Consider the following 17,258-nt stretch of genomic DNA (forward strand, 5'->3'; position numbering starts at 1 on the left):
TTAACATAAATATATGTGTTATGGCCACTTTACGCGTATGCGAATTATGGAAAAAATATGTGTTTTTGCCTACAAATGTTCCAAAAGTGGCATCATAAAATCATGTTATCAATTTTGAGTTTTAGTATAATAGCAGAAGACTATTTGTAGATTTTTAGGGGGAAGTCATGCGATTATCATTAGTGTGGTCTGCAGTTTTAGCTTCAACATTATCCGGTGCTGTTTATGCAGACGATCTTTTGGACATATATGGTTTGGCTTTGGCTAAAGATCCGGTTGTTCTTCAGGTTAAGGCTCAGAGAGATGCTACACGTGAAGCCATTAACGAAGTTGATGCCGCAATGCTGCCGCAGATCAATCTTTCCGGTGACGCACATTACGTGAAAACCAATAAGAATGATGCAGGCACAGCTTTCGTGGCCGGAGGTAACGTTTCTCTTCAGCAGGCTATCTGGCGTCATTCAAATCACATCAACAGTTCCATTGCTCAGAAGAGAGCTACCGCAATGGATCTTTCGTACAACGATGCAATGCAGGGACTGATAATCAGAACCGCAAGCGCTTATTTCGGAGTGCTTGAAGCTCAGGATATTCTTGAATTCAAAAAAGCCGATCGCGATGCTCTGAAGCGTCATTATGATGAATCAAATCAGAAGTTCTCCGTGGGGCTGATTGCTAATACCGATGTTCAGGAAGCAAAAGCAGCGTATGACCTTGCAACAGCTCAGGTAATTATTGCTGAAAATGATCTTGCCAACAAATATGAAAATCTGCGTCAGCTTACCGGAATGGAACACAAGAATCTTTCAAAGCTGGACGTAAACAGATTTTCAACACCAGGTGTCACCGGTAATTCTTCATCATGGCTGAAAACAGCTGAAGAAAACAATATAAGTCTTCAGGCTAAGATGATTGAAAAGGAAATAGCCAAGGATCAGATCAGCCTGGCTCAGACAGGACACGAACCTACTCTTGATCTGTATGGCCAGCTCGGATCCGAATATACCGATTACAAGGAAAATACCATCGGTAAGGAAGACGGTACTACAAACAGCGGTATTGTTGGGTTGTCTTTCAACATGCCTCTGTACAGCGGCGGTGCGGTTTCCAGTGCGGTTGAACAGGCTAAACTCAATTATGTGGCTGCCAGTGAAAGTCTGGAAAACACTCATCGTACTGTGCAGACTTCACTGTATAACCAGTACAACAACATAAACGCCTCAATCGGAACCGTTAATGCTTATACACAGACCGTGGTTTCTGCTCAGAGTGCGCTTGATGCGACTGAAGCCGGTTATGACGTGGGTACCAGAACAATTGTGGACGTTCTTGATGCTACTGAAAATCTGTACAATGCCAAGAGTAATCTTGCAAGTGCACGTTATACCTATATTCTCAGCTGGCTGAATCTCAGATATACTTCAGGACTGCTGTCAGAAGAAGATATAAAAGCCATAAACTCTGGACTGATAAAGTAGGCTGTTGTTTAAAAAGGAAGCTAAAACATTATTTAGATAGCAAAATCATTTGATGTTTGAACTTTATCTGAGTACATTCAAGCAAAAAATGTTATATTATTTAGAGAAGAATTAGTATTATGTGCAGATGATGCACTTAGAGAGTATCATGAGGCTTCCTAGTACTCAGCTGTTAGTATCCGTTTTAGATGGGAAAACAGTAAAATAAGGATGTCGGGGGAGGATTATAGAAATGGGTTTTTTTGATAAAATTTTAGGTAAGGAAGGAGCGTCTGACTCTTCCAGTGGCCTTGGAAAGGTTACTGAAGAAGACCATAGAAACGCCCTTATAAAAGAACGCCCTGATTTATGCAAGAAACTTTCTGATTTGCCAGCCGATGAAGTTGTTAAACGTGACGGCAAAATCGATATAACCTTTAAGGGATGGCAGATTTGTAACGTTGAAGAACGTCATAATAAGGATGATCGTCGTTTAGGTTATCTTAAACTGTTCAAGACCAGAAACGATAAGTTTGTATGCCAGCGCATGACTCTTATTGATAATGAAGAAAAACAGTATATCGCCGCTACAGTTGAAGATTTTCCGGCTATAAGAAATTTTTTCGGAGAAGATTCACTTGCTCAGGCTTTATATGTGATGCTTGACAGGGTTTCAAAGGACTGGTAGTTTCCTGATATCCTCGGTTAAATAAAGGCATGACTCTCTGGAGCCATGCCTTTTTGCGTTTCTTATGATGAACTGAAGGCACGAAAAGTTATTCGTGCCATGATTTCGAGTAAAATCCTAGGCGAGTGATTTTATTTTCTTTATTACGTTGGTTGTTGAACAGCCGTTTTTAAAGCAGAGAATTCTGACCTCACCGCCGTTGGCTTTAACTTCATGATAACCGGCAATGTCCTCTGGTTTATAGTCGCCCCCCTTAACAAGTATGTCAGGCAGTACCCTTGCAATAAGTTCTCTTGGGGTATCTTCGTCGAAAGGTACCACCCAGTCGACGGCATGCAGTGCAGAAAGAATTGTCATTCTTTCCTGAGTGTTGTTGATAGGGCGGGTAGGACCTTTAAGTCTTGATACTGACGCATCGGTATTTACTGCCACAATAAGAATGTCCCCGAGTTCCTTGGCTTCTTTCAGGTAGCTGACATGTCCTGAATGCAGAATATCAAAACAGCCGTTGGTCATTACCACCTTTAATCCCTGCTGTTTGGCTTTGTTTCTTAAGGAAATGAGTTCTTCCGCTGTTAAGATCTCGTGATCTCTTTCGATAGAGGCTTTATTCATATTTGTGTCCCTGAAGGATTCTTGATTAAAAACTAAAATACCTGTGTAAGTTTACACGGAAATATTCAACAATAAAGTAAATTACCACAAAAATAAGAGTTTTGGCATATGGTATAAGAATATTGAGGTAATTTATCAGAGGAGTGCTGAAACTGAAAATGCACAGGTAACTGAGACTTGGATGATTTGGAGCGGGCGACGGGAATCGAACCCGCGTGTAAAGCTTGGGAAGCTTTCATTCTACCATTGAATTACGCCCGCATTGAACAGAGACAATTGTAATTAGTTTTAAATTCAATTGCAAACTATAATTTTGGCTGTTCTGATATAGTGTTTTTATTTGGCTAAATTATAGGCAGAAAACATTGCTGCAGCAGTGTCTGACCGGTTTTGAATAATCTGTTGGTTATAAAAAATACAAAATAAACTGTTTTTGAAAAAAATATTTGACAATGTGCAGGTCCACCTATAAAATAACACCCGTTCCTTGGGGTTATAGCTCAGTTGGGAGAGCGCTTGCATGGCATGCAAGAGGTCCGCGGTTCGATCCCGCGTAGCTCCACCAAGTCTTTTAGACTTTCAAAAATTTTCTGAATTATTCAACAACAAATCCATGTTAAGAAAGAGTCTATTTCTAATTCCTTTTTTTATTGTATCAGGATGTTCGTCTTTTTCATTTGAGTCCAACCTGGATCCTGACAACATTATTTCTTATTTTGAAATTTCAAAAGTAAAAATATACGACAAAAACGAGCTTCAGGAACTTAATTACGAGGATATGGGGACCGTGGAAGGTCTTTCCTGTCAGATTAGGGAAACGGATCCTGAACCTACAGAGAAGGAAGCCCGTTCGGATGCTAGGGTTCAGGCCCTTAAAAGAGGCGGTAACGGTCTGGTTTACAGTACCTGTATAACTCTTGAGGATACTCCTGCCTGTGTACGCAGTGTTTCATGCTACGCACGTGTCGTTCTTGTGAAAGAGGATGAAGAAAAGCATGAATAACCTTAAGTCGGAAGAAGTTACGGTCAGATCCATAGGCTATATCGAAACTCCTTTTGATGAAAAGTTTGCAGTGCCGAGACAGAGCTCACTGATTAGTCACGGTCATTTTGAAATTCACTTCCATCCGCCTTATGACGCTGAAGAGGCGTTTAAGGGGATTGATGACTTTTCACATCTGTGGATAAGTTTTCTGTTTGACAGAATAAATGAAGACGATTCATTCAGACCGACTGTCAGACCGCCGAGACTCGGGGGAAATGAATACAAAGGTGTTTTTGCAACCCGTTCTCCGTTCAGACCTAACAGACTCGGTCTGTCCGTGGTGAAACTTCTCAGAGTGAACAGAAATCACGGTAAGGTATCGCTCATCGTAGCGGGAGCAGATATGGTTAACGGCACTCCGATAATCGACGTTAAACCGTATATTGAGTTTGTTGATTCAATCCCGTCAGCCGTCAGCGGATTTGCGAGAGAGGCTCCGGTAATACATCAGGTGTCCTTTTCGGAAGAGGCGCTGAAACAGATTGCGGAAACAGGCATACCTGATTTCAGAGAACTTATAGAAGAGGTTCTGGCTCAGGATCCCCGACCTGCGTATAAATCAAGACATTCGGATGAAAGATTGTACGGTGTCGGACTGTGCGGTTATGACGTTAAATGGCAGGCATCCGAATCAGGCTTTACGGTCAGGTACCTGGAAAAAGCATGCTCATGAATGCGGCAGAAAAAATCTGCTGTTTTGCCGTGGAATATTTTAATTGACACGGTACTTCCTTCTGACAAGCTCCCCTGCGGCTCAGACGGCCTGTTACATTTTTTCAGTGATTTTTTTGAAAGTGGAGTCGTCTGTCGAAGCTCGCTTCAGAACTTTGGCAAGACTCAATCCCGTAGGTTGAAGTTCTGCGGTTATTTCCAGCTGTTCACATATTTCCCTGTACCAGACAAGTGTCTTTCCGGTAAGCTGTCGTTCAGCTCTTTTGCCAAGCCATCTGTATCCGGTAAGAGGAATGAGTATGTAGTTTGCCAGAATGATAAAGAATCCTATCCAGGGAATATATCTGAAGGTGTCGGAAAGAATGTGTCCGCTGTAGTATGCCCATATTATGGAAACGGCAAGCACATACGGAAGAATTTCCGAAGAGTTCCTGATAATGCTGATTACAAGACCTTCTCTGAATACGTTGTTGAGTATTTTTCTGTCCGGCCAGACTTTTTCGTATTCCTTTCCGGAGCGCAGAAGCTGCAGTATCCCCATAAACAATTCCAACCCGGTAAACACCGCCTGCTTTCCAAGAATAATCAAATAAGATCCTGACAGGAAAACTGAACGGATTTGATAAATTTATGATATCCGCTATTGTATGTGAAAATCTTCGTTTAAGTAAATTATTTGCGGACATTGTTCCTGCTGAAGCGTAAAACCTGTCAGTTGTTTTTTAATGAGAGGTATGTGTTAGTGATTTTGGTGGAAAAATGATTATTCAGTGTGATTGTAATTTGCTAGATTGATATTCAGAGAGTAAAATATCAGATAATTATTTTTGTCACTGATCGCTATCAGATCTCTGATAAATAACAGTAGTTCCACCGGTAAGTCTGGGTGGAATGTTGACTCGGAAAACCGTTAACCAAGCGGTTTGTTTTTTTGCTGATAAAAATCTACTACAAGTAGAAAGGGGATTCCTCAAGTGGCACATACTATAATGCTTATACCCATTGGAACTGGCGTGGGTGTAACCTCAATCAGTTTAGGTCTTGTTAGAGCTTTTGCTAGAGAAGGTGTAAAGGTTAGTTTTTTCAAGCCTGTTGCTCAGCCTAAACCATCTTATATCGGACCTGAAGCAAGTACAGCTGTTATCAAGGCAGGCACGGATTTTGACCTTCCTGAACCAATAGAAGTTTCTCGTATGGAAGCTTTACTGAGTTCAGGTGATGATTCAACTTTACTTGAGGAAATTATTGCTAATTTTGAAAACCATGTTGCTTCAAGCGGTGCTGACGTGGTTATCGTTGAAGGTCTTGTCCCTGTTGAAAAGCATCCTTTTGCAAACAGAGTAAACAAGCAGATTGCCAGCGGTATTGATGCTGACATCGTATTTGTAACCCAGCCTGGCAACGGCGGTTCTCAGGAAATCCGTGAAAGACTTGAACTGGCTGTAAATACCTATGCTAACGGTGCTCAGAACAGAGTGCTTGGCTGCATCATCAACAAAGTTGGAGCAAGTGTTGATTCTCAGGGGGTTCCTACCCAGCTTGAAGTCGGTAAGCCATCAGGTGATTTAAAGGATCTCAATCTTGACGGTGTTGCCAAGGTTTTAGCTTCAATACCTTGGAATCCTACTCTTAATGCCGCCCGTGCAAGTGATCTGGCTGCATACCTTCAGTGCAAGGTGTTAAATGAAGGTGAACTTGCTACCCGCCGTTTATCAGAAGTAGTATTCTGTGCCCGTGACGTTCAGAACATGGTTGACTACATCAAGCCAGGTTCTTTACTTGTAACTTCAGGTGACAGATCAGACATCATCATTTCAATCGCTCTTGCAGCAATGAACGGTACCAAGATCGGTGCTCTTCTTCTGACCGGCGGTTACAATCTTGATGAAAGAGTTCAGAAGCTCTGTGAACAGGCTTTTGCTACCGGTTTACCAATTCTTCAGACCGAAGATCATACCTGGCAGACTGCTATCGATTTACAGCATTTCAATACCGAAATTCCTGCAGATGATGCAGAAAGAATTAACATGATTGCTGATTATGTTGCCGGCTTCATTGACAAGGCATGGCTTGAAAGCCAGTCTGAACAGAGTGCACACGTAAGACTGTTAAGTCCTGCAGCATTCCGTTACAAGCTTACTGAACGCGCAAGATCAGAAAGAAAGAGAATTGTTCTTCCTGAAGGTAATGAACCACGTACCGTTAAGGCTGCCGCAATCTGTGCCGCAAGAGGTATTGCTACCCCTGTTCTTCTCGGTAATCCTGAAGAAATTCAGCGCGTTGCCGCACAGCAGGGCGTTGTTCTCGGTGAAGGTGTGGAAATTATTGATCCTGTTGCTTCACGTGAAAACTATGTTGATCGTCTAGTTGAACTCCGTAAGAACAAAGGTCTTACTCCTGAAGCTGCACGTGAACAGCTCGAAGACAATGTTGTTCTCGGTACCATGATGATTGAAAGAAATGAAGTTGACGGTCTGGTATCAGGTGCTGTTCATACTACTGCAAATACCATCAGACCACCTCTTCAGATTATTAAGACCGCTCCAGGTTCATCACTGGTTTCATCAGTGTTCTTCATGCTGCTCCCTGATCAGGTTCTGGTATACGGCGACTGTGCAATCAATCCGGATCCTACAGCTGAACAGCTTGCTGAAATTGCCATTCAGTCATCTGATACAGCCAAGGCTTTCGGTATTGAACCACGCGTTGCAATGCTTTCATATTCAACCGGTACCTCCGGTAAGGGTGAAGATGTTGAAAAGGTTCGTACAGCTACTGCTCTTGCCAAGGAAAAGCGTCCGGATCTCGTAATTGACGGTCCGTTACAGTACGATGCTGCAATTATGGCTGACGTTGCCGCCTCAAAGGCTCCAAATTCACCAGTTGCCGGTAAGGCTACCGTATTTATCTTCCCTGACCTGAACACCGGTAACATCGCCTACAAGGCTGTACAGCGTTCAGCCAAGCTGGTTTCAATCGGACCAATGCTTCAGGGTATGAAGAAGCCTGTTAACGATCTGTCACGCGGTGCTCTGGTTGACGATATCGTTTATACCATTGCAATCACTGCAATTCAGGCTCAGCAGAACAAGTAATTCAGTTTTTTCTGAATAACATATGAAATTAAAGGCTTTATCCCTTCGGGGATAAAGCCTTTTTCGTGAAAGCTACGGTACTGCATGGCGACAGAACCGATAAAATTATCACTTTTTAGGAGCCTGATTAACCGATGACATCAGCTGTTTTACAGTCTTGACATATTCCGAAATACTGTTGTATCTGAATCTGAAGCCTGACTTTTCCAGTTTTGACGGAAGTGCCGGCACTGATGTTATAAGTGAATACGCTGCTTCCTTCTGTGAAAATTTTACAAGGAATACAGGAAGACGCAGAAGCCTAAAAGTCGTGTTTTCTGTTATGGCGGCCAGTTCTTTGAACATATTCATCTGGCCTGTATGGTTTGAGGTGCATACATGTACCGGACCGCTCACGTTCTTATGCTTTATCAGATGAGAGATGACTCTGGTTACATCATACAGAGTAATCCATGGAATGATCTGTTCTCCGTCTCCGAAAGAAGGTATGTAACCTTTCTGAAGGAACGGCAGAATTCTGAGAAGCATGCCTCCGGTGACGTCAACAACATTGCCGAGTCTCATTGTAACGACTCTGGTTCCTAATTCATCCTGAGCCTTCAGTGCCGTTTTTTCCCACTCCTGACAGAGTTCAGCGATTTTGTTTCCGGCTGTGTTTTCAGCTTCGTCTTCGGTAAAAGGAGTTTTGTGGTCAGAGTTTATGGCCATGGCTGAGGCGGAGATAAACACCTCTGGTCTGACATTCTTTTCTTTGAGATCGCTGATTAATTTTTCGGTAAAGCAAATTCTTGAATCGTGAATATCCTTGAATTTTGATGTGTTGACCAGACCTCCGCTGCTGATGGGCGAGCCTGCCAGATTGATTACCGCTGTAATTGAAGAGGCTTCTTCAGCAGTCAGTTCTGTCAGTTCGGTAATGATTTTTATTGGAGTGTGAGAAGCATCCAGTAGTTTCTGATAACGGAATGTGGTGTGTTCTCTGTCTCTTGTTAACAGTATGAGTCCTATGTACTGATGTTCACTTACTGTTTTCTGAATAAAGCCTCCGGCTATCATTCCAGAGGCTCCGGTAATCAAATAATAATTCATGAGTTGTTCCGCTTTGATTGAATTAGAAAAAACAAAGTCACGGATAGCATCGCAACCATGTGCCGTTATGCTACGATTCGCTGATAATGAAACGATGCGACTTTAAAAATAGTTCTGCTGTTGTTATTATAAAAGCCGGTGTTACGGATATATGGCAGACATTTGTAATGTCATTATATCAGATGGTATTTTTGTAACTGTGAAGGAGTGGTAAATGTCAACAGTAGATAATGTGAATGGTTCTGATCTTACGGCCAGAATTCATTCAATTGAAACGGGAGGGGCTGTTGATGGTCCGGGAATCCGTTACATCGTGTTTTTTCAGGGATGTCAGTTTAAATGTATATACTGTCACAACCGAGATACCTGGGATTTTAAAGGCGGAGAAGAGGTTACCGTCAAAAAGCTGATGGATGAAATAGTTACCTATGCTCCTTTTTTCAGAGCAAGCGGGGGCGGTGTTACAGCATCCGGAGGAGAGGCATCCATGCAGGCAAAGTTTGTGGCGGAACTGTTCCGACAGGTTCATGCCGCAGGTTTCAATACATGTCTTGACACCAACGGCGGTATACGCAATTACAATAAGGATATTGAAAACCTTATTAATGAAACAGATACCTTTCTGCTGGATCTTAAATGCATGGATGATGATCTGCACAGGGAAATAACCGGTCGTTCAAACAGTGATACCCTGGCTTTTGCAAGATACCTGGCCGCTCATAACAAAAAAATGTGGATAAGACTAGTGGTCGTTCCGACTTATACCGATTCTGAGGACAACGCCCGCAGAATGGGGGAGTTTGTAAAAGAACTCGGTGATGCCGTGGAACGAGTGGAACTTCTCCCGTATCATGAGATGGGAAAGCACAAATGGGCATTTTTCAACGATCCTTATAAACTGAATGATATTCATCCGCCGAAAGCCGAAGACATGAAACGACTGAAGGATATTCTTAAGGAATATCATAAGGAAGTGTATTAGTTTTGACTTCAGATACAGACTGTCATGAAGAAGACGTAAAAACGTCTTCTTTTTTTTTGTGTGTGCGCGTCGGAATTTGATAAAAAATCATAAAATGCTGAAATTTTAACCATGACACTTTTTTACAGTGAAAAATATTAAAAATTTTCACGTGATATGAAAGAAAATTACATGTTTTATGTATGTGGTTTTCTTTAAAAATGATAAAAAGCAGGTTAAAAAATGATGTAAATCTCAAAAATCAGGGAGTTTGAAATAAATATGATTGTTTAGAAATCGTTTTCTCTAATATGAAAAAGTTTTCATTACATAAAAAGGTAAAATAATTTCAAAAAAACTTGAAACAATTAAAATATGTTGTATCATTACAAGTGTTAAGTAAATCACATTGATTAAGAAAAAAACAAGAGATTGGTTCATGCGACTTTGATAAGGAGTGCGGCAATGAAAATGTTAAGAAATATGTTTGTAGCAAAGAACGACGTAATGGTTATAGCTCCAGTTACCCGTCAGTACAATTTCAGCTACGTTAAGTAAAAAATATTAAACACATGACTTTCGGCCTCCCGGGTGGTTAAGATTAAAGTTGGGAAGGCGTGATAAAAACCATATACATATTAGAAGAAAAAGAAGAGAAGAAACAAAATGAAGAAGTTATTAAAAGTAGTTAAGAAGAGCAGTTTACCTCCATTTACCAAGGCTTACAATTTCAGCTATGTGAAGAACGAGGGTTACTCAAACTTCTAATCAAGTATTGTAAAACAAATATCCTAATAACATTCAAAAGCCCTCAGAAAATGAGGGCTTTTTTTATGGTGTCACTGTTTTTTGAAATTCTTTAATAAGAATACTATGTATTTGTGATTATGTTTTGAACAGTGGGTTCGTGCAACTATATATTATAAAATGTTGTCTTTTGAGTGAGATAAAGCTCACATTTATGAGAAAACTGTCATGTTTTTAGAAAAAGTGATATTTATCACAATTACGATATGACAAGTTCTATATAGTAGACCGAAAACGTTTTTTTGTCTCTTTGACTATAGTCAATATTTTTTCTTAACTATGTGTGAGTTTATATGAAATTTAATAAGAATAAGCTAGGCGTGGCAGTTTCCTGCGCCGTTCTTTCCTTATCTCTTTCAGCCTGCGGCGGCAGTAGTGAAGGAGGCAATAACGTCTTTTCCGATAACTGGGCTACTGATACCGGCAGAGTGGATTCAGGTAATGTGTTTGTTTATGATCCGGTTGAGATTCCTGAAAGCTGTGTGGTTGCCCAGGATACTCTCGTTGTTATGGGAGATTTTTACGATAAGTATACTGCATGGTTGTGGAATTCTAAAGGTAATCTGGTGGATGGAATCAGCTGGCCCGGTGAAGAATTTACAGCCAATGACATGGGAAATGCCTGTACAAATACCATTCATTACTACAATCATGAAAATGATGACGGCTCTCTGGCGTCACTTGAAAATTACAGTGTTATCGTAAGTAACAACGGGGAAGGCAAGCAGACAGGTGACGGTAACGTATTTACTCAGGACAAACCTTGTCTGAAGATGACTTCTGAATCCGAGGCTCAGTTTGTGACTGCGGCAGAATGCGGTGTTCATATTGACGGCATGGAAGACGTTGAAATTGAAGACGAATCCTATATTTCGTATGACGGCGGAATCCTTAAGGATGGAGCTACCATCGAATTTACCGAAATTGCCGGAAGAAGTGAGACCGGTCATGTTGAAGTAGGTCTGCTGGTAAAGGGGAAGGATGTTGATGAAAATACCAGGGGGTCATACTGGTTCAGCAATGCCAAGACAATCAAGGATGTTCCTGACAGCGAAGCAAATGCGGCTGAGTTTATCAACGGTACCATTATCAGTATAGGTGACAATGTAGCTGTTGCCGACGGTGAAACCAAGAGTGTTCAGCTTAATGTTAAGTTTAATGACGCTGTTTCCGTATATACCATCAGTAAGTCTTATGTGGTTAAGGATCCGGCATGTCGCTTAAACAAGCAGGATAATACTCTGGGAGCAATTTATGCTCAGGACAGTACTATATTCCGTATCTGGTCTCCTGACAGCAAGGACGTCAGGGTTAATGTCGACGGTACTACCTATGATCTGAAGCCTGCTGCAATTGACTGCTACTCAGATGTATATGAAGTAGCCGTTGACGGAGATCTTGCAGGTAAGACTTATCAGTTTACAATCGGCGGTAAGAAAGTTCGTGACCCTTACGGCAAAATGACTGCAAACGGTAATGATACCGCAAACATTGTAATGGACATGAGCGCAACCGAACCTGAAGGCGGCTGGGTTGAATCTCCTGAACTTAAGAATCGTGTTGATTCCATTGTTTATGAAGTTCATGTACGTGACTTCACCATCGATGAAACTTCCGGAGTTGATGCAGACAAGAGAGGCCGTTACCTCGGTATGGTTCAGACAGGAACCAAGTACAATGGAGTTGCTACAGGTATCGATCATCTGAAGGAACTGGGAATTACTCATGTTCAGTTCCAGCCTATTTTTGACTACGGTACCTGTTCAAACGTAGGTTCTCAGGATTCAAGTTGCTACAACTGGGGCTATGATCCATGGAACTACAATGTTCCTGAAGATCGTTATTCATCAGCATTCGGTACTGATGACTACAACAAGAAGATTCAGGAAGTAAAGACCATGATCAATGAATTCCATAAGAACGGTATTCGAGTAGTCATGGACGTCGTGTACAACCATACCCTTAACAAGTCGGTTTTTGAAGATATTACCGGTAAGTATTATCTTAAGGCTGACCTGGTAGGATGCGGCAATACCTTAAACGGCAATAATAACATGGTATGGACCATGATTCGTGATTCAATGGATTACTGGGTTAACGAATATCATGTTGACGGTTTCAGAATGGACCTTGTCGGTGCATTCTCAATCAAGGATTTCTCAGACTGGGGTGAATATCTGAACAGGGTTCATCCTGATGCAAATCTTCTGGTTTACGGTGAACCGTGGCCGGCTGACAGTGATATGTCTGAAAAGCTCGTAGACAATCCGGTACGTACCGGCAGAATGCATATGCAGTCTGCTGAAGCTCATGTCGGAGCCTTCAACAATAGAATCAGAAACTGTCTTAAAGGCTCAAGTGATGACGGAAAAGCTCTCGGCTTTATCTTTGATAAGCTGAATGACGGCTGGGACAGCAATGGTACCGATGAAAACGACAATGCTCTGGACAGCAATAAGAAATGCGTGTTCATGGGGGTTCGCGGCGGTATGCGTCATGCGGATGCAACAGGTACTGATGTCTGGACAGCTCAGGGCTTCACAAGTCCGGAACAGTCAATTGCCTATCTGACCGCACATGATAATCTTGCCTTGCGCGACAAGATAGAAGCTGCAGGTGTTACAGATCTTGAAGAAAAGACAAAGCTTCAGGGATATGCAAACGCCATTATAGCTGTGAGCCAGGGTATTACCTTTATTCACGGAGGTGAAGAAATCGGTCGTACCAAGGCTGCTGCCGGTAAGGATATACACAATACCTATAACACCACCACCGGAGCCAATGATTATAAGTGGGATCTTAAGGCTTCTGAAGGCTGGAATGAAACTTTCAAGGCCTACGCCGATTTCTTTAAGTTAAGAAAGAGCCATCCTGCATTCCATATGACTACCGCAGATGATATCTTCAATAACGTAACTCTTGACGAAAACAGTACCGATAGCGTGGTTATCTTTGATATCAACGGTGCAGCCGTAGGCGACAGTTGGTCTAATATCAAGGTTGTTCTCAACAGTACCAAGTCTGCCGTAGAGGTAAGCGGTGTTGAGGGGATGACCAAGGTTGTGGACAACAATCACATTGATGACGGTGAGGTTGCCCAGAATACTCAGGCTGCAGGTCAGTCAGTATCTATCTGGGTTACTGAATAGGTCCTGATGTATGATTTCTTAAATATCTCGGCTCTTTTCAGGAGTCATAATTAAATAATGTAGGTTTAATCTGTTTTGGTATAAACTGACTGAACCGAACAATGAATATCCTGTTGCTTTAAGTGACAGGATATTTTTTATGCAGAGGATTACATGATTTTTGGCGGTGACAAACTGATGAAACACTTTCATTTTTACATCAGAAGTATTGATATTTCTACCAGGTATTGTATAAAAATTTTTTGAACAAAAGAATAATATATATTTGAGATGATATTTTATGCAAAAAAATTTTATTACATGACATTGTTAAATGTTGTTTATCTAAACAAAGATATAGTTCACATTTTCAAGAAAATAAGTATGTTTTTGGCAAAAAAGGTTATTTGTCACAATATCGGAATTATGGGTCGTATATAGTTAATGCATTGTTTCTTTTTGGCTTCGGCTGAAAAATTTTTTCTTTCGTTTCTTAATTATGTGAGAGTGTCTATGAAGTTTTACAAGAATAAGCTTGGCGTAGCTGTTTCCTGCGCTGTTCTCTCTATGTCTCTTTCTGCCTGCGGTGGCAGCAGCGGTGGCGGTGGCGGTAACGATGATGTAGTTACTGATGACTGGGCTACCGATACCGGCAGGGTGGATTCAGGTAATGTGTTTGTTTATGATCCGGTCGAAGCACTCGATACCTGTGTGGTAGATCAGAATACTCTCATAGTTTTGGGAGACTTCTATGATGAATACGCATCATGGATGTGGGATTCTACCGGTAAAAATTTGGTGGATGGACTCAACTGGCCGGGTGAAGAATTCACAGCCAATGACATGGGCTCCGCCTGTTCAAAGACCATTCATTATTATAACCATGCAAATGATGATGGTTCTCTGGTATCACTTGAAAACTACAATGTTATCGTAAACAATAACGGCAAAGATAAACAGACCGGTGACGGTAACGTATTTACCCAGAACAAACCATGTCTGAAGATGACCTCTGAAACCGATGCTCAGTTTGTAACTGCGGCAGAATGCGGTGTACATGTTAAAGACTTGGAAGACATTGAATTAGAAGACGAATCATACATTTCATACGACGGCGGAATCCTTAAGGACGGAGCCACCATCGAATTTACCGAAATTGCCGGAAAGAAAGATACTACCGGTCATATCGAAGTAGGTCTGCTGATAAAGGGTAAGGACGTTGATGCAAATACCAAGGGTTCTTACTGGTTCAGCGATGCCAAGACAACAAAGGATGTTCCTAACAGTGAAGCAACTGCTGCCGAGTTTACCAACGGGGCCATTATCAGTATCGGTGACAACGTGGAAGTTGCTGATGGGGAAACCAAGAATATTAAGCTTAACGTCAAGTTCAATAATGCGGTTTCAGTATACACCATCAAAAAGTCTTATGTTGTTAAGGATACTGACTGCCGTTTACACAAGCAGAACGATACTCTCGGTGCAATTTATACACCTACCCAGACCACATTCCGTATCTGGTCACCTGACAGCAAGGATGGCAACCAGGTTATTGTTGACGGTACTTCATATGATCTGAAGCCTGCATCAATTGACTGTTACTCAGATGTATTTGAGGCTGTTGTTGAGGGAGATCTTGCAGGTAAGACTTATCAGTTTATAATCGGCGGTAAGAAAGTTCGTGACCCTTACGGCAAAATGACTGCAAACGGTAATGATACCGCAAACATTGTAATGGACATGAGCGCAACCGAGCCTGAAGGCGGCTGGGCTGAATCTCCGGAACTCAAGAATCGTGTTGATTCCATTGTTTATGAAGTTCATGTACGTGACTTCACCATCGATGAAACTTCCGGCGTTGACGCAGACAAGAGAGGCCGTTATCTCGGTATGGTTCAGACCGGAACCAAGTACAATGGAGTTGCTACAGGTATTGACCATCTGAAGGAACTGGGCATTACTCACGTACAGCTTCAGCCTATCTATGATTACAAGACCTGTTCCGATGTAGATTCTCAGAGCAACAAGTGCTACAACTGGGGTTACGATCCATGGAATTACAATGTTCCTGAAGACCGTTACACTTCCGTATTCAATACTGATGAGTACAATAAGAAGGTTCAGGAAGTGAAGACCATGATTAATGAATTCCACAAGAACGGTATTCGTGTAATCATGGACGTGGTATATAACCATACCTATAACAAGTCTGTATTTGAAGATATTACCGGCAAGTACTATCTCAAGACCGATGTTACCGGTTGTGGCAATACCGTAAACTCCGACAGCAATATGGTATGGACCATGATCCGTGATTCAATGGATTACTGGGTTAACGAATATCATGTTGACGGTTTCAGACTCGACCTTGTAGGTGCTTTCTCAATTCAGGACTTCTCTGACTGGGGTGTATATCTGAACAGAGTTCATCCTGACGCAAATCTTCTGATTTACGGTGAACCATGGGCTGCTGATAACGATGCTGCCGAAAAGCAGGTTGATGCTCCGGTACGTACCGGTCGAATCCATCTCCAGTCAGATGAAGCTCATGTAGGCGCCTTCAACAACAGAATCAGAAACTGTCTCAAGGGCTCAAGTGATGATGGTAAAGCTCTCGGCTTTATCTTTGATAAGCTGAATGACGGCTGGGACGACAACGGTACCGATGAAAATGACAAGAAGCTGAGCAACAACAAGGAATGCGTATTCATGGGTGTTCGCGGCGGCGTTCGTCATAAAGACGCAACCGGTACTGACGTATGGACCGCACAGGGCTTCACAAATCCTGAACAGTCAATTTCTTACGTAACAGCTCACGATAATCTTGCCTTACGTGACAAGATCGAAGCTGCAGGTGTAACCGATATGACTGAAAAGGTTAAGCTTCAGGGCTATTCAAATGCCATCATTGCCGTGAGCCAGGGTATTACCTTCATCCACGGTGGTGAAGAAATCGGTCGTACCAAGGCTGCCGCAGGCAAGGATATGCACAACACTTATAACACCACTACCGGTGCAAATGACTTTAAGTGGGATCTGAAGGCTACCGAAGAATGGGGTGAACTGTTTGACGCTTATGCCGGATTCATTAAGATGAGAAAGAATCATCCTGCATTCCACATGACTACTGCAGATGATATCTTCAATAACGTAACTCTTGATGAAAACAGTACTAACAGCGTGGTTATCTTTGATATCAACGGTGCAGCCGTAGGCGACAGCTGGTCTAATATCAAGGTTGTTCTCAACAGTACCAAGTCTGCCGTAGAGGTAAGCGGTGTTGAGGGCATGACCAAGGTTGTAGACAACAATCACATTGATGACGGTGAGGTTGCCCAGAATACTCAGGCTGATGCTCAGTCAGTATCTATCTGGGTTACCAAGTAATCTATGACTGCAACTCATTTACAGCCCGCATGGTTGTGAAGAGTAGTCACTGATGAACGTAAAAGGCACGATTCAAAATCGTGCCTTTCTTGTTACTGCAAATCTTGTTAACAGCCGACTGAAAAAGTGTTAGAATCACTCTGTTGGATTTTTCTGTTAGTTGTGGAAAACTTTATGTTTACTGCCAATATTGTTAATGTTGATTATTTTTCCCTGAAATTAAGACATTAGCTATTCTTTAAATTCCGTTTATCGTGACCGTTCCGCGGGCATGATATGTCGCTGCAGGGACTTGCGGTAAAAAGCATGATATG

The 17,258-nt window shown here is 42.0% G+C and carries 10 protein-coding genes, 2 tRNA genes and 1 pseudogene; 9 read left to right on the forward strand and 4 right to left on the reverse strand.

Translation table 11 applies throughout. The features are described 5' to 3' along the window. Positions 1-167: 167 nt before the first annotated feature. Both T489_RS0105195 and T489_RS0105200 read left to right on the forward strand, forming a co-directional pair. A complete protein-coding gene (locus tag T489_RS0105195) occupies positions 168-1,478 on the forward strand; it encodes a TolC family outer membrane protein (protein WP_031578989.1) in 1,311 nt (436 codons plus the stop codon). A 232-nt stretch (positions 1,479-1,710) separates the two neighbouring features. Then, on the forward strand, positions 1,711-2,145 hold the full coding sequence (locus T489_RS0105200; RefSeq protein WP_031578990.1) for a hypothetical protein: 435 nt from the start codon (positions 1,711-1,713) through the stop codon (positions 2,143-2,145). A gap of 117 nt (positions 2,146-2,262) precedes the next feature. Here T489_RS0105200 and rfaE2 read toward each other — a convergent pair. Together rfaE2 and T489_RS0105210 are read right to left on the reverse strand one after the other, a co-directional pair. Then, positions 2,263-2,688, reverse strand: a pseudogene (gene rfaE2, locus T489_RS0105205) (D-glycero-beta-D-manno-heptose 1-phosphate adenylyltransferase); the annotation flags it as partial. 259 nt (positions 2,689-2,947) lie between these two features. Next, positions 2,948-3,021: transfer RNA gene (locus tag T489_RS0105210), tRNA-Gly, on the reverse strand. Positions 3,022-3,249: 228 nt separating this feature from the next. Here T489_RS0105210 and T489_RS0105215 point away from each other — a divergent pair. The 3 genes from T489_RS0105215 (at position 3,250) to tsaA (ending at position 4,478) form a co-directional block, all read left to right on the forward strand. After that, positions 3,250-3,325: transfer RNA gene (locus T489_RS0105215), tRNA-Ala, on the forward strand. Between the two features lie 48 nt (positions 3,326-3,373). Further along, complete coding sequence (gene rcsF, locus T489_RS0105220; RefSeq protein WP_031578992.1) at positions 3,374-3,763, forward strand: Rcs stress response system protein RcsF; 390 nt, start codon at positions 3,374-3,376, stop codon at positions 3,761-3,763. Then, the gene (tsaA, locus tag T489_RS0105225; protein ID WP_037318825.1) at positions 3,756-4,478 is read left to right on the forward strand and encodes a tRNA (N6-threonylcarbamoyladenosine(37)-N6)-methyltransferase TrmO; all 723 of its coding nucleotides are present in this window, start codon (positions 3,756-3,758) and stop codon (positions 4,476-4,478) included. Before rcsF ends, tsaA begins: the two co-directional genes overlap by 8 nt. Before the next feature lie 93 nt (positions 4,479-4,571). Here the strand turns inward: tsaA and T489_RS14140 are convergent, their stop codons facing one another. Beyond that, on the reverse strand, positions 4,572-5,066 hold the full coding sequence (locus T489_RS14140) for a DUF412 family protein (RefSeq protein ID WP_051621808.1): 495 nt from the start codon (positions 5,064-5,066) through the stop codon (positions 4,572-4,574). Positions 5,067-5,451: 385 nt separating this feature from the next. Here T489_RS14140 and pta point away from each other — a divergent pair, with 385 nt between their 5' ends. Further along, the gene (pta, locus tag T489_RS0105235; RefSeq protein ID WP_031578996.1) at positions 5,452-7,572 is read left to right on the forward strand and encodes a phosphate acetyltransferase; all 2,121 of its coding nucleotides are present in this window, start codon (positions 5,452-5,454) and stop codon (positions 7,570-7,572) included. Positions 7,573-7,680: 108 nt separating this feature from the next. On the opposite strand, the gene T489_RS0105240 is transcribed toward pta, so the two are convergent. Beyond that, a complete protein-coding gene (locus tag T489_RS0105240; RefSeq protein ID WP_084155414.1) occupies positions 7,681-8,661 on the reverse strand; it encodes an NAD-dependent epimerase/dehydratase family protein in 981 nt (326 codons plus the stop codon). Between the two features lie 214 nt (positions 8,662-8,875). Here T489_RS0105240 and pflA point away from each other — a divergent pair, with 214 nt between their 5' ends. From pflA to T489_RS13490, 3 genes are all read left to right on the forward strand, one after another. Beyond that, positions 8,876-9,643, forward strand: coding sequence for a pyruvate formate-lyase-activating protein (gene pflA / locus T489_RS0105245; RefSeq protein ID WP_051621809.1), 768 nt, complete (start codon positions 8,876-8,878; stop codon positions 9,641-9,643). Between the two features lie 1,079 nt (positions 9,644-10,722). Next, positions 10,723-13,578: an alpha-amylase family glycosyl hydrolase gene (locus T489_RS0105255; protein ID WP_051621810.1), complete on the forward strand. Its 2,856-nt coding sequence runs from the start codon at positions 10,723-10,725 to the stop codon at positions 13,576-13,578. A gap of 492 nt (positions 13,579-14,070) precedes the next feature. Further along, entirely contained in the window at positions 14,071-16,944 is a 2,874-nt protein-coding gene (locus T489_RS13490; RefSeq protein ID WP_051621811.1) for an alpha-amylase family glycosyl hydrolase, read from the forward strand. Positions 16,945-17,258: the final 314 nt, after the last annotated feature.

This window comes from Ruminobacter sp. RM87 (assembly GCF_000701925.1).
Lineage (GTDB): Bacteria > Pseudomonadota > Gammaproteobacteria > Enterobacterales > Succinivibrionaceae > Ruminobacter > Ruminobacter amylophilus.

Bases quoted from the DNA above. Each gene is read 5' to 3' on its own strand.
- T489_RS0105195 (WP_031578989.1), top strand. From the start codon at position 168: ATGCGATTATCATTAGTGTGGTCTGCAGTTTTAGCTTCAACATTATCC.
- T489_RS0105200 (WP_031578990.1), top strand. From the start codon at position 1,711: ATGGGTTTTTTTGATAAAATTTTAGGTAAGGAAGGAGCGTCTGACTCT.
- rcsF (WP_031578992.1), top strand. From the start codon at position 3,374: ATGTTAAGAAAGAGTCTATTTCTAATTCCTTTTTTTATTGTATCAGGA.
- tsaA (WP_037318825.1), top strand. From the start codon at position 3,756: ATGAATAACCTTAAGTCGGAAGAAGTTACGGTCAGATCCATAGGCTAT.
- T489_RS0105240 (WP_084155414.1), bottom strand. From the start codon at position 8,661: ATGAATTATTATTTGATTACCGGAGCCTCTGGAATGATAGCCGGAGGC.
- pflA (WP_051621809.1), top strand. From the start codon at position 8,876: ATGTCAACAGTAGATAATGTGAATGGTTCTGATCTTACGGCCAGAATT.
- T489_RS0105255 (WP_051621810.1), top strand. From the start codon at position 10,723: ATGAAATTTAATAAGAATAAGCTAGGCGTGGCAGTTTCCTGCGCCGTT.
- T489_RS13490 (WP_051621811.1), top strand. From the start codon at position 14,071: ATGAAGTTTTACAAGAATAAGCTTGGCGTAGCTGTTTCCTGCGCTGTT.